At 37.0% G+C, this 13,653-nt stretch carries 12 protein-coding genes; 8 read left to right on the top strand and 4 right to left on the bottom strand.

Annotation, left to right across the window (positions count from 1 at the left end; genetic code table 11):
• Position 1: 1 nt before the first annotated feature.
• Positions 2 to 2,137 carry an NADH-quinone oxidoreductase subunit 5 family protein gene (locus tag ACFOOI_RS17545; RefSeq protein ID WP_379839347.1) on the bottom strand — a complete coding sequence of 712 codons (2,136 nt, stop codon included), beginning with the start codon at positions 2,135 to 2,137 and terminating at the stop codon, positions 2 to 4.
• An 88-nt stretch (positions 2,138 to 2,225) separates the two neighbouring features.
• Positions 2,226 to 3,428 carry an L-2-hydroxyglutarate oxidase gene (gene lhgO / locus ACFOOI_RS17550; RefSeq protein WP_379839348.1) on the bottom strand — a complete coding sequence of 401 codons (1,203 nt, stop codon included), beginning with the start codon at positions 3,426 to 3,428 and terminating at the stop codon, positions 2,226 to 2,228.
• Between the two features lie 165 nt (positions 3,429 to 3,593).
• On the opposite strand from lhgO, the gene ACFOOI_RS17555 reads away from it, so the two are divergent.
• From ACFOOI_RS17555 to ACFOOI_RS17565, 3 genes are all read left to right on the top strand, one after another.
• Complete coding sequence (locus ACFOOI_RS17555) at positions 3,594 to 3,875, top strand: hypothetical protein (RefSeq protein WP_379839349.1); 282 nt, start codon at positions 3,594 to 3,596, stop codon at positions 3,873 to 3,875.
• Between the two features lie 87 nt (positions 3,876 to 3,962).
• Entirely contained in the window at positions 3,963 to 5,024 is a 1,062-nt protein-coding gene (locus ACFOOI_RS17560) for an NAD-dependent epimerase/dehydratase family protein (protein WP_379839351.1), read from the top strand.
• A gap of 107 nt (positions 5,025 to 5,131) precedes the next feature.
• Positions 5,132 to 7,204 carry a BatA domain-containing protein gene (locus ACFOOI_RS17565; protein ID WP_379839352.1) on the top strand — a complete coding sequence of 691 codons (2,073 nt, stop codon included), beginning with the start codon at positions 5,132 to 5,134 and terminating at the stop codon, positions 7,202 to 7,204.
• Here ACFOOI_RS17565 and ACFOOI_RS17570 read toward each other — a convergent pair.
• Positions 7,201 to 8,226 carry a hypothetical protein gene (locus ACFOOI_RS17570; RefSeq protein WP_379839353.1) on the bottom strand — a complete coding sequence of 342 codons (1,026 nt, stop codon included), beginning with the start codon at positions 8,224 to 8,226 and terminating at the stop codon, positions 7,201 to 7,203. The genes ACFOOI_RS17565 and ACFOOI_RS17570 overlap by 4 nt on opposite strands.
• Before the next feature lies 1 nt (position 8,227).
• Complete coding sequence (locus ACFOOI_RS17575; RefSeq protein ID WP_379839354.1) at positions 8,228 to 9,451, bottom strand: MFS transporter; 1,224 nt, start codon at positions 9,449 to 9,451, stop codon at positions 8,228 to 8,230.
• Positions 9,452 to 9,608: 157 nt separating this feature from the next.
• Here ACFOOI_RS17575 and ACFOOI_RS17580 point away from each other — a divergent pair, with 157 nt between their 5' ends.
• From ACFOOI_RS17580 to gatC, 5 genes are all read left to right on the top strand, one after another.
• The gene (locus ACFOOI_RS17580; protein WP_379839355.1) at positions 9,609 to 10,559 is read left to right on the top strand and encodes a hypothetical protein; all 951 of its coding nucleotides are present in this window, start codon (positions 9,609 to 9,611) and stop codon (positions 10,557 to 10,559) included.
• Between the two features lie 135 nt (positions 10,560 to 10,694).
• Entirely contained in the window at positions 10,695 to 11,729 is a 1,035-nt protein-coding gene (locus ACFOOI_RS17585) for a DUF6807 domain-containing protein (RefSeq protein ID WP_379839356.1), read from the top strand.
• Between the two features lie 68 nt (positions 11,730 to 11,797).
• A complete protein-coding gene (locus tag ACFOOI_RS17590; protein WP_379839357.1) occupies positions 11,798 to 12,568 on the top strand; it encodes a TerC family protein in 771 nt (256 codons plus the stop codon).
• Between the two features lie 9 nt (positions 12,569 to 12,577).
• The gene (locus ACFOOI_RS17595; RefSeq protein ID WP_379839358.1) at positions 12,578 to 13,348 is read left to right on the top strand and encodes a lysophospholipid acyltransferase family protein; all 771 of its coding nucleotides are present in this window, start codon (positions 12,578 to 12,580) and stop codon (positions 13,346 to 13,348) included.
• Positions 13,345 to 13,632 carry an Asp-tRNA(Asn)/Glu-tRNA(Gln) amidotransferase subunit GatC gene (gene gatC, locus ACFOOI_RS17600; protein ID WP_379839359.1) on the top strand — a complete coding sequence of 96 codons (288 nt, stop codon included), beginning with the start codon at positions 13,345 to 13,347 and terminating at the stop codon, positions 13,630 to 13,632. Before ACFOOI_RS17595 ends, gatC begins: the two co-directional genes overlap by 4 nt.
• Positions 13,633 to 13,653 lie beyond the last annotated feature (21 nt).

The following is a 13,653-nucleotide window of genomic DNA, read 5'->3' on the forward strand; positions in this document are numbered from 1 at the left end:
GTTAGAATATGAAAATTTTTAAAAGCATAATTGTCACTAAAATGATAACCATGCTCAATATATATAATTGCATCTTTCCTTCTTGCACTCGTCGGAGCTTATCTCCGATATTTTTTATTCCAGAAGACACTTTTAAGACCGTATTATCTATGATAGTCTGTTCTATCAAAAGGCTAAATTTTGAAAACTGTAGTAAACCATTACTAAGTTTAGTCACAACTGAATCTATCCCTTTTTTCTCAAAAGAGTGTATCAGATTTCCCAATCCTTTTAAATAATAAAATGAGATTTCGGTTTCTATCAATCGGCTTATTTGAGCTATTGGTTTACCCAATATTATTCTTTCGAAAGTTTTACTCAGAAATTTATCAATATAAAAATTATGGTACCCCAAAAGATAGAAGGTTCTCTTGGCACCTTCAGGTTTTTCTCCTAGATAATAAGCCCTTATTTCACTTGATGTTGTATTGTAAGAAATCAGTAGAGCCATAAGAAATATGCCAAATGCCGAAATGGGTATCCAATTAAATTCAATAGTTTGATGTTTGAAATTTTCTAAAAACCACGATTCATGATAAGAGAATGGGCTAGGCGAAAATATCAACCAAAGAGAGGCAAAACTCAAACTTAAAATAGATACTTCAAAAACGCTTAGGTTTTGCAAAAATAGGACAATGCTACCTTCTTTCGTATTGTCCTCATCGGCGTTTAATAAATCTTGAAACGTCTTATAGACGCCTTCCATGGTCCGTTTGGTGCTATCAATCATTTTTTCTACCGGATTTTCTTGTCTTTCAAAAAAGACCATAACCAGTTGTCTGATCATATAAAATGCCGTAAAAAAAGCAGAAATGCCGATCAAAATCGGGATGATGATTTTGTAAGTTACCAAGTTTTCTGACCAGCCGTAGGCCACGAAGGCATTGAGTAAACTTTCTTTTGATAAATATCCAGACGTAAAGGGCAAGCCGATAATAGAGGCGGCACAAATCAGATACCCATAAAAAATAGCCGGTGTTTTTCTGATTAAATTCCCCATTTTTCGCATGTCTTGCTCATGATGAAAATAATCAATGACTGCTCCTGCACACAAAAACAAACCTGCTTTGAAGAACGCATGCGTAGTCAAGTGAAAGAAAGTGGCTCCTACCGACCCTATGCCCATGCCTGCTACCATCATACCTAACTGAGAGATGGTGGAGTAGGCCAGTACTTTTTTGATGTCGTTTTGGAATATTGCAGAAAAGCCACCAATCACGCTCGTGATGGCACCAGTCAGGGCTATTACAAAACCTGCGTCAGGAGTTATTATGGGTGAAATTCGGCCCAATAAAAATATTCCCGCTACCACCATTGTGGCGGCATGTATCAATGCCGATGCAGGCGTAGGCCCTTGCATGGCATCTGGAAGCCATATTTGTAATGGAAACTGAGCTGATTTAGCTACTACACCTCCAAATATAAAAAATACACAAAGGTCTCGCTGAGCATTTAGGCTCATAAAGTCAAACCCAGGCATGCTTTTGTATTGCAAAGCTTCCGTTATTTCAAAAAACTCGAGTGTGTTTGTGAGTAAATATAGCATCATGATACCCACCAAAAAGAAAACATCACCTATTCGGTTTACTATAAATGCCTTTCTTGCGGCATCATTAGCCGATTTTTTGTGGTACCAAAACCCTATTAATAAGAATGAGCAAAAACCTACTAGTTCCCAAAAGATGAACATTTGTAGTAGATTGCTTGATACCACCAAACCCAACATTGAAAACAAAAAAAGATTTAGGAAACCAAAATATTTTGATATTCGCGGGTCGTTTTTTAAGTATTTTATTGAAAAAAGCTGTACAAATACACCTATAGTTTGCACCAAACCATACATGAAAATCGTCTGATTATTGACCAAGAAACCGTAGTTAAATTTGGTGGAACCTATATCAATCCAATTATAATGTATGAGGTAGTCTTCAAAAACCAATGTTTTGAGGTTAAAAGAAAATATGACACCCAGTATATTTATAACCAAAGAAATCCAACCTGAAAACTCACCTAAAATTGAAGGTTTGATCCCAAACAAGACCGCAAAGCCTATGAGATAAAACATTAGATTTAGGATAATAAGAGTTTCTGTTGTCATTTATGAGTTAAAATATCAAAAAACAAAGCTAAGGTTTATAAATTATATTCTTGCTCTTTTTTACTCTATAAAATTTATAGACTAATAATTATAGCCTTTTTAAAGCCATTTCGCTTACAGTTTTTCCAATCGCCAATGAACTAGTGGCGGCAGGCGAAGGTGCATTACACACATTTATGGCCTGTTTGTTTTCTAAAATTGAGAAATCATCTAAAAGTCCTCCTTCTCTGTCACACGCTTGGGCTCTTACACCTGCACCTCCGGGTATCAAGTCTTCTTTTTGTATTTCTGGAATAAGCTCTTGCAGGGCTTTTGTAAACGCAGCTTTTGAGAAAGATCTGTAATATTCGCCTAGTCCTGTTTTCCAGTACTTAGCTGCTACTTTTTGAAACCCCGGCCATCTGAGAGTTTCTGATAATTCACTGAAGTTAAAGGCTAATTTGGTATATCCCTCTCTTTTAAATGCCAAAACTGCATTTGGGCCTGCTTCTACGCCACCACCAATCATACGTGTAAAGTGCACACCAAGGAAAGGGAAGTTAGGGTCCGGAACAGGATAAATTAAGTGCTTTACTAAGTGACGTTTTTCGGGCTTTAGTTCAAAATATTCGCCTCTGAAAGGTACTATTTTTACGTTGATTTTTTCATTTTCGGTAAGTTCCGCAACTTTGTCTGAGTATAAGCCCGCACAGTTTATTACCAAAGTGGTATCATAACTTCCTTTGGTGGTAACTACAGTAGAGACACAGTTAAGCTCAGAAATAGACGTTACTTTTTCTGAGAGGTGTAGTTCGCCTCCAAGTTCTTGTATTTTTTCTGCGTATTTAAGCGAAACCGTGGTGTAATCTATAATTCCAGTTTGAGGTACTTTTATGCCGGCAATTCCCGACACATGGGGCTCAATTTCTTTCATTTGACCTACATTTAGCTTTTCTAAGCCTCCGAGGCCATTTTCTATTCCACGGTTATACAAGTTTTCTAGCAATGGTAATTGCTCCTTTGATGTAGCCACTACTATTTTTCCGCAAAGCTCAAATGGTACTTCATTTTCTCTACAAAAATCTAATAACATATGATAGCCATTTATACAGTTTGTGGCTTTTAGGCTACCTGGTTTGTAATACAAGCCAGAGTGAATCACACCTGAGTTATGGCCCGTTTGATGTGCAGCATAGGCATTTTCTTTCTCTAAAAGCAATAATCGCAAGGTTGGTTTACTTTTCAAAAGGTTTAAAGCCGTAGCCAATCCTACTATGCCACCACCAACTACCACTACATCAAATCTTTTCATCTATAAAAATGGGGTATTTTATTAAATTTTATTTTAAATCGACTTTCTACTTATGACGGTAAAACTTCTAAATGTAAACAACTACGTTATAATGTTGAAATAAACTTTGGCTTTTTGAAATGCTAAGTTTAAATTTGTGCAAATTTAAAAGATATAAGCTTCATAATGAAAAAGAACAGCATTATAATATTATTCGCTTCTCTAGTTGCATTGACTTCTTGTAGCTATCAATCAAACAATAGGATTGAGCAAGATGATTTAAATAAAGACAACGAAAGAGTTTATGGCGTTTCGCCTGATTCGGCAGCTGCACAATTGAAAAATGTGTATACGCCAAATCCTGAAAATGAAGCAAGAGCAACAGCTATCAAAAATAAGCTTTACGGTGCACCGGCTTCTGCTCCTACTGAAGGGCCAGCTGTGGCAGCGGATACCACTGCCAAGTAATTTTTTATACTATAAATTATTTAATGTGATTTTATGGCTAATGTTTAATTAGGCACCATAAAATCATTTTTATTATACCACATTCAAATGAACATAGCATTAGTTACGGGTTCTGCAGGATTAATAGGGAGTGAGTCAGTTGCTTTTTTAAGCGAGAAGTTTGATAAAGTTATTGGTATAGACAATGACCTGAGGCAGTACTTTTTTGGCAAGGAAGCTTCTACTGACTGGAACCGCACGCGAATATCTGAAGCGTATCCAAACTATGTTCACTATAATGCAGACATCAGATCTGAGGAAGCAATTGGTAAAATATTCGCTGAATATGGCACTGATATCAAGATAGTGGTGCACACGGCCGCTCAGCCTAGTCACGACTGGGCCGCGAAAGAACCATACACAGACTTTACTGTTAATGCCAATGGTACACTCGTCATGCTAGAAAGCACTCGTAAGTATTGCCCAGAGGCAGTTTTTATATTTACTTCTACCAATAAAGTATACGGTGATAATCCCAATTTCTTGCCATTAATTGAGCAAGAAACTCGGTGGGAGATTGATGAAAATCATGCCTATTTTAAAAATGGGATAGATGAAGAAATGAGCATTGATCACACAAAACACTCCCTGTTTGGGGCTTCTAAAGTAGCTGCAGATGTACTTGTGCAAGAGTATGGCCGTTATTTTGGAATGAAAACGGGTGTATTTAGAGGTGGTTGCCTTACAGGCCCTAACCATTCGGGAGCTCAATTGCACGGATTTTTGGCTTATTTAATGAAATGTGCCATAACGGGCAATCCATATACTATTTTTGGTTATAAAGGAAAACAAGTAAGAGACAACATCCACTCATGGGACCTAGTGAATATGTTTTGGCATTTTTACCAAAATCCTAAGCCAGGCGAAGTATATAACGCTGGTGGTGGAAGGTTCTCTAATGTTTCTATGATCGAAGGGATTCATCTTTGTGAGGAAATCACGGGTAATAAAATGAATTACTCGTATGCCAATGATAACCGTATTGGAGATCACATTTGGTATATATCAGACCTTACGAAATTTAAGGAGCATTATCCGACGTGGGATTGGAAATACGATTTGAAAACTACAATGGTTCAAATGTATGATAACATTAGCACTAGGGTTTAATATAATTATTTTGTTGTTTTTATAGATACAAAAGATCGTTCACTCGCTTTTTTGGATATATTTAGGTAGGTTTATTGAAAGTATATTTAAAAAGATAAAAACGCTTTATGCAATTTTTGTTTCCTGGAGTTTTATGGGGTTTGTTGGCTTTGAGTATCCCGCTCATCGTACATCTATTTAATTTTAGACGAACAAAAAAGATATTTTTCTCCAACGTATCGCTATTAAAAGCGGTAGACACCCAAACTTCTTCGTTTAGGAAACTCAAAAGGTGGCTAATTATGGCTGCCAGAATGCTGTTTTTAGCATGTTTGGTTTTGGCATTTGCTCAACCTATATGGTTCAAAGGGGCCGAAATAAAAGCCCAAAGCAGCGGAATAAATGGTATTTATATCGACAATTCATTGTCGATGGAAAATGTCACTGAGGGCAAGCATTTCTTTGACTTGGCTATTATAAAGGTTGACGAGCTTCTTTCTATTTTTAATAGGTCTTCTAATGTACAGCTCACCACCAATGATTTTGATGGGCAAGATCAGTTTGTGCAAGGAGCAAATAAGATTAAAGACAGACTTACTACACTTAAATATTCTGAAGCTCCACGCACGCTTGAACAAGTTTATAAAAGACAAAAAACGGTTGCAAACAAACATAACCCTTCTGGTGCAAATCACTTTTTTTGGTTTTCTGATTTTCAAAAAAGTACAGCAGGCAAGCTTTCTAATATTAAAGTAGATTCTTTAGATCAAGTTCATATTATTCCAGTGTTGGGCAAAGTTTCTCAAAACGTTTTTGTGGATTCTGTCTGGCTAAGTGTGCCTGTGGTTAGGGAGATGCAAAACAATGTTTTGAATGTAAAAGTCTTTAATTCAGGTAATACAACAGTTGAAAAGCTGCCACTTAAGTTAATTTTAGATGGAGTTCAAGCCTCTACATCTTCGGTTAATATTTCTCCAAACGCGTTTGCCTCAGCTACTTTTAATTTTACGGTAAAAGATAGAGGAACACATAAAGCCAAAATAGAATTTGACGATCAACCCATCACCTTTGACAACGATTATTTCTTTGTTTTAAATGCTTCTCCGACCATTCGGGTGCTGCATCTTTATGGAAATAAAAGTAAACAAGACTACATTGGTAAAATGTATGCCAACGATAGCCTTTTTAATTACACTTCGGCGAGTTTATCTAATGTAGATCCGGGTGTTATTCAAAACGCAGACTTAGTGATTTTAGAAGGAGCAAACAGTATAGATGGCGGTGTTAAAGAAAAGCTTGAGGCTTTTATTGCGGATGGTGGTAGTTTGGGGATTATCCCTGGTGAAAATATTTCAGTGAGTAGTTATGCCACTTTTTTAGGTAAATATGGCATTCAGTCTTTTTCGGATATTTCTGATGTGCCCACCGCACAGACACTTTCAGAACTTGCGGAGCCTGAGAAATCTAACATTTTCTTCGAAGGAGTTTTTGAACGAGCAGCTTCTAATATGGCCGTTTCTTTGCCTAAAAGTTCGCCTAAAGTCGTTTGGTCTGGTATTGCTAATAAGCTCTTGGTATATAAAAACGGTAAGAATTTTCTAACTCAAACCAAAGTAGGGGATGGTAATATATACCTATTATCGAGTCCGCTTAGTAGTGCCTACGGTAATTTCCAAGAGCATGCTTATTTTGTGCCTACTTTTTACAAAATGGCCTATTTGAGTGCCAAGCCAGAGCGTCTTTCATATAGGTTTAATGACCAAGTTCTAAAGTTTTTTATGCCTGATGCACCTAAAAATGCTACTTATAAACTAAAAAATGGCAATTTTGAAATGATACCTGTGCAGCGTTTGTATGGTAAGACGTTAGAATTGACTTTGCCTAAAAGTGCTGAAGTAAATCATGACCCAGCTTACACTTCAGGTTTTTATACTTTAGAAATAAACGGACAGGCCAAAAAGGTAATTGCTCTCAATCACGACCAAAACGAGTCTCGCCTAGATGTTTATACATCTGACGAACTGAAAGACATTTTCGAAAACAACCCAAATGTTATCGTGCACGATGACGTAACCGACGGCAGTTTTGTGCAAGCATTTAGAGACACTACATTAGGTACGCCACTTTGGAAATACTTTATTCTACTAGCCTTGGTGTTTCTTTTGATGGAAATACTATTAGCTCGTTTTATGAAGTCTTAATGTGATCCAGAAATGGTTTGAAGGCTCATTTCTAATACCTCGCCCATATTTTGACAACTCATAAACTTCTCCAATTTGTAGTGCTGAGCTAAGTCTGTTTTGAGTTTTAATAAGTTTTCGTCAAAAAAAATCTTGTCTCTTTTCATACACTCAATTAGGTCGTGTAATCTAACTTTTTCGGCTTTCATTCTATTCGAAATTAGTGATCGCTCTTCGGTTTGATATTGCTTGACAGACTCAGGCGTCATATATTTCATTCCTAATTCTATAATCGGCAAATTCTGTTTAAAATATTGCGGCATATATACCGACTTTGAGCCTTCGTATGACTGTTGGTCAAAATCAATGGCTCTTATACGATAATGGAAATCTTCGAAATCAGGGGTAATAATGACCACAAAATTAGAAGAATGCATGTCTCCAAGTAATCTTACAAAGCACCTTTCGTTAAATTTTATGAACTCTTTGGCTAACCTAATGGGATTTGAGTTGGTATCGTGTAAGTGGTTTTGGATAAAAAGGTCACCCGTTATACCTGCAATATGCTCTTCTACCAAAGTTTCATTATGAGTTACATAAGATATCACATTGGGAGATAACAAATGTTCGAGTTCTAATCCATACACTCGCGACGCATCTGCGTTTTTGATATAAAAATAATCGTAGTTGTCGTTTACTTTGTTGATTATCCGGATTCTGAAAGGGAGTGTATTGGCGTACGTACAAATATCTACGCGATCTACTACTAAGTGCTTAATTACTTCTTCGTTTCCATCGGTTTTTAAGTCGGCATATATAGATTTTAGGTTTTCATAAATCTCGTTCATGTCGTTTTGGGGGTAAAAAACCGTCTCCCAAAGGGTGTCATTACCGTTTTTGTCGTAAAGTATTATTTTGTTGTTAAACCTCTGAAGGTCATTGTATCTCAAAGGCAATTCTTTTTCTCTTTCATACTTAACTAAGTATTTTCGCAGTCTAGGTGAAATCTTAAAAGGGATTTTTTTCTTTGAAATTAATGCCATATCAGTCTAGATAGTCTAGGTTTTTGTGAAAAGTGTCTTTAATAAAAAATGTAGCGGTAAATGCCAAGATAAAACATATTACTCCCGTTACTGTTGCAGCATGTAGTGTACTTAACTGAAATTGGTCGATGGTCCATTGGTAAAATATCGCAATGGGTACTACGGCACCTCTTGCAAAGTTTGGAATAGTGGTAGCCACTGTAGCTCTAAGGTTTGTACCAAACTGCTCGGCCGCCAACGTGATTAAACTCACCCAATATCCTGCACCTAATCCCAATAAAACATAGGTAATATAAAGTGTTTCTTTATTTATTCCATGGCTATTTAGATGGAATAAAATTATGGCTAAGCCAAAAAGTAAAAAATATTGAATTGTACGTTTTCGATTACTTAAATATTGGCTGATAAGTCCAGAACTAAGGTCACCCAAAGTAAGTCCCAAATACACCAACATTACGGCCTTTCCTGAGCTAATTTCTTCTTTTATGCCTAACTGAACCGCTACTTCAGGTGCTAGTTGCATCAATATAGTTATGGTAAAAAAGATAGGTAAACTTATCATAATGCTGCTCAGGTAACGTTTTCGTTTGTCTGAGTTTGTAAATAAGGATAAGAAATCTCCGTGCTTTTTGTTAGAGCTTTTTGCGGATTTAAATAACGAAGATTCAAAACTATTTACTCTTAAAAATAATAAAAGTAGCCCCATGCTACCGCCTATGAAATAGGAATATCGCCATGGAGTAATATCCCCGAGTAATCCTGCCGCAAAAGCTCCTGCAGCTCCAGTGGCTGCTACTATTGCCGTTCCATATCCCCTGTATTTTTGAGGCATGACCTCTGACACCAAGGTGATGCCCGCACCCAATTCACCGGCCAAGCCAAACCCCGCAATAAATCGGAGTGCATAATATTGCCATAGCTCCTGCACCTGGGAGTTTAAAAGATTGGCAACTGAGTAAACCAATATTGAGCCAAACAAGACCGATAGTCTTCCTTTTTTGTCTCCTAATATCCCGAAAAAAATACCACCGAGAAATGTCCCGACCATTTGGGTGTTAAAAAGTGAGAGTCCAATCTGACTTAGATTTTGCTCGGATATTCCCAAGTCAATTAAGCTGGCTTTTCTTATAACCACAAATAAAATGAGGTCGTAAGCATCTACAAAATAGCCAAGTGCGGCTATTAATACTATGAGGTATTCTTTTTTACGAAAAATGGTATTCAAGGTGATTCGGGTTTTCAATTGTCGTAAAAATAGCTATTCTAAGAGAATATCAACCGCTATATCTCAATATTGCATGCGAAAATTCGTTTTTAGTATGTTATATAAAATAAAAGGCTATTTTTGCTTTAATAATCTAACCTAAAATAACAATTTACCTATGGAAGAAAATAATCAAAGTAGCAATACAGTAGTAAAAGCTGGGTTGATTTTGGCTCTCGCTTTGGCTGGAATATTTGGATACTTGTATTTTAATGAAAAGCAAGAGTCAACTCAAAAGAATGTTTCGATAACCGAAAAAACACAGGAATTACTCAGAACAAACACCAAGCTTGACTCTATTTCGGCTCAGTTAGATGCCAAAATAGCAGAAGTAACAGCTTTAGGCGGACAAGTAGAGGAGTTAGAAGCACTAAAGGCTCAGCTAGAACGCGACAAAAAGCAGTTGATGAGTTCAAAAAACTTCAGCTCAAAGGAGTTTCAAGCTAAAATCAAAAACTATGAGGCTTTGCTCTTAGAAAAAGACGCGGAATTGGCTAAGCTTAGAGAAGAAAATGCAATCTTAAATAACCAAAACCAAGTTCTAAATTCTGAAAATTCAGGTTTGAAGTCATCAAATTCAGAATTGAAGTCTGTTAAAGAGGCTCTATCTGACTCGGTGTATAGGGTAGGAGTTCAAAATAAAGAACTTTCTGAAAAAGTTACCTTAGCGGCTGCACTTAGACCAATGAACTATTCGGTATCTGCAATTAACTCAAGAGGTAAAGAGCGTGACGGAGAAGAATTTAAGGCCAGAAGAGTTGATAGAGTTAAAGTGGCTTTTAAACTTGCCGAGAACCCATTGACAAAAAAAGAGAACAAAACGGTTTATATGCGTATGGTAGATCCAACGGGGAGCGTTATTTCTGACATGGCTACTGGCTCAGGAGCATTTAACTTCGGTGGCAAAGAAACTATTTACACGGCCAAGCAAAATATCATGTATTCTAACTCAGGTCAAACGGTTGAGTTTATTTATAACAGAGGTTCTAACTACGAAAAAGGAACCTATAAAGTAGAGCTTTATGCGGATGGTTTCAGAATTGGCCAAACGAGTTTTACTATTAAGTAAGTACTGAGAAATTGACATAATTAAAAAAAGCGGCTTTCGGGTCGCTTTTTTAGTTTTAAAAATCTAGATATATTTTTTATTGTAAATCAGACACGTATTTTTGTTTGAAATTTTATATTCAACCCTACAAATATTATGTTTAAGAAAACCAGTTTTTTGTGTTTGTTGACTTTATCAGTTGTGGCCCAGCAGAAAGTTAAAATCTCTGAAAACCTTTCGGAGAAGAAAATCTCCGTAACTATTGGAGATAAGTTATTTACTAATTATTTCTACCCGGGGAAAGACGTGTTAAAAAAAGCAGTTTTATACCCTGTGTTTTCGCCTCAAGGAACCGCCGTAACCCGGGGGTGGCCTTTAGACCCCAGAAAAGGTGAGCGTGTGGACCATCCGCATCATGTGGGAGTTTGGTTAAACTACGAAGACGCCAACGGTCACGATTTTTGGAACAACTCCATAGAAATAGAAAAAGAAGGAACAAATCGCGTTTTTGGTACAATTGTGCACACGGGCGTATCGAAAATTAAATCAGGTAAGAAAAGCGGAGAAATAGCCGTTACGGCAGATTGGTTAGACAAAAAAGGAGAGCTGATGCTTACAGAAAAGACCGAATATGTTTTTTCGGGCGACGGTACTTCGAATGTGGTGGACCGCATAACCACATTGACTGCAGCAGTGGACAAGGTAGTATTTAAAGACATCAAAGACGGATTGTTTGCCATAAGAGTAGCTCGCGAACTTGAGTTGCCAAGCACCAAGCCCGAAATATTTACAGATGCTTCTGGTTTGGCTACCAAAGTGCCAAGTCTTAACAACGACGGCATCAGTGGAAACTACGTAAACGCACAAGGAATAATGGGAGAAGACACTTGGGGCAAAAAATCAGAATGGGTAAGTTTACAAGGAAATATCGGAAGTGAGGACATTTCTATAACTATACTTGACCACCCTAAAAATGTTTCTTATCCATCCTATTGGCATACCAGAGGTTACGGACTTTTTAGTGTAAACCCACTAGGCGTAAAGGTGTTTACTAATGGAAAAGAAGAACTCAACTTAACGCTCAAAAAAGGAGAATCAGTCACGTTTAGATACAGGATTGCGGTCAGCTCTAAAAAACTTTCAAAGGAAGAAATAAACAAGTCTGCGGACGATTTTAGTAAGAAATATTAAAAAGTGTATTTTAATAGAATAAGCTAACAGATTAATTTTATTTTTGTGTAAAAAATTAAACAACATACATGGAAGAACTTCTCACCACAGCCGCTTTTACCAGTATTTTTACGCTTACGTTGCTTGAAATTATACTTGGGGTAGACAACATCATTTTTATTTCGATTATTGCTGGAAAGCTAGAGCCTGCAGACCAAGCGAAAGCAAGGAGACTTGGATTGCTGTCAGCTATGGCTATTCGTGTTGGGCTACTTTTTGTTTTAGGGTTTATTTTAGGATTAGAAAAAGACCTATTCAATCTGCAAGACTTAGGCTTACCTGTAGATATGGGTATGAGTGGAAAAGACATGATCTTGTTGATTGGAGGCGTATTTTTGTTATATAAATCCACTTCAGAAATTCACCATAAACTGGAAGGTGAAGAAGACGATATGGATTCTAGCAAGCCTGGTGTAGTTGCAAGTCTTTCGCGTGCGGTAATGGACATTACGGTTATCAATGTGATTTTCTCTATTGATTCTATCATAACGGCTGTGGGTATGACAAACTCTATTCCGATTATGGCCGCTTCTGTGGTATTGTCTACCATTGCGATGTTGTTATTCGCCAAAAACGTGGGAGACTTTGTGGAGAAACACCCTACCGTAAAGATGCTTGCACTTTCGTTTTTGGTAATGATCGGTACCTTATTGGTAGCTGAGGCATTCCATGTGCATGTACCAAAAGGATACGTGTATTTTGCAATGGCGTTCTCGTTTTTAGTGGAAATGCTAAATATCAGAATGAAGAAAAATACTACAAAACCTGTTGAGTTGATTAAGCACGTAAAAGAAGATTAAGAAGCCATAATGAAAGTGATTTCAAAAGTATTGGGTTCTGTTTTATCTAAGATTTATAATATTTGGTGTATATTTTGGTTAGTTGCTATATTTTTAGTGCTCTTTCCATTTATGCTTTTTTGTATAAAAATAAAACCGCTCAATAGGTACGGTACAAAGCTTACCAACCTTTGGGCGGATTTGTTTTTTCCGATAGCCGGTATGCCTGTGAAAATTGAGCATAGGTTTACGCCAGACAAAAGCAAGGCCTATGTTTTTGTAGCAAACCATTTCTCATATTTAGATGTAGCCATTGGTATGCGTGTGGTACGCAACTATTTTTCCTATATGGGGAAAAGTTCTGTTAAAAACATTCCGCTGCTCGGGTATGTGTTTGCTAAGCTGCACATACAAGTTGATAGGAGTGATAAAAACAGCAGGAGTACCTCGCTTTTGCGATCTAAAAGAGCCCTTCAATCAGGCAGGAGTTTGTTTATAATGCCAGAGGGGGGCATTCTTTCTAAACACATTCCGCAAATGCTCCAACCATTTAAAGACGGAGCTTTTTTGTTAGCGATTGACGCTCAAGTACCTTTAGTTCCGATAAGTTTCTTAAATTTGTACGAAATTATGCCAGAGGCCAGTCTCAATTGGGGCATTCCGAAAGTTGTAGTGCATGAACCCATAGAAACTACGGGGTACACAAAGGTAGATTTAGATTACTTTAAAGCCAAGGTTTATCAAATAATCCAAAGCGAATTAGACAGTTACGTAGAAAAAAAGAACGCCAGCAAAAAATGAAGATAGAATTAAAGACAATAGAAAAAATGGCCCATTTGGCACGTTTAGCACTAAGCGAAGACGAAAAAACTAAAATGGCAGGTGATTTTGAGAAAATATTAGACTGGATGGATCAACTAAACGAAGTAGATACAGAAGGAGTGGAGCCCCTTATTCACATGCATGCCGAAACCAATGTGTATAGAAAAGACGTGGCGGATAATAAATTAACACGAGCAGAAGGTTTATTTAATGCACCTCAAAAAAACGAGTCATATTTTATGGTTCCAAAAGTTATCGAGTAGTTTTTTCTTTTGAAATAAGAC

This window comes from Lacihabitans lacunae (assembly GCF_042649125.1).
In the GTDB taxonomy this organism is placed as follows: Bacteria; Bacteroidota; Bacteroidia; order Cytophagales; family Spirosomataceae; genus Leadbetterella; species Leadbetterella lacunae.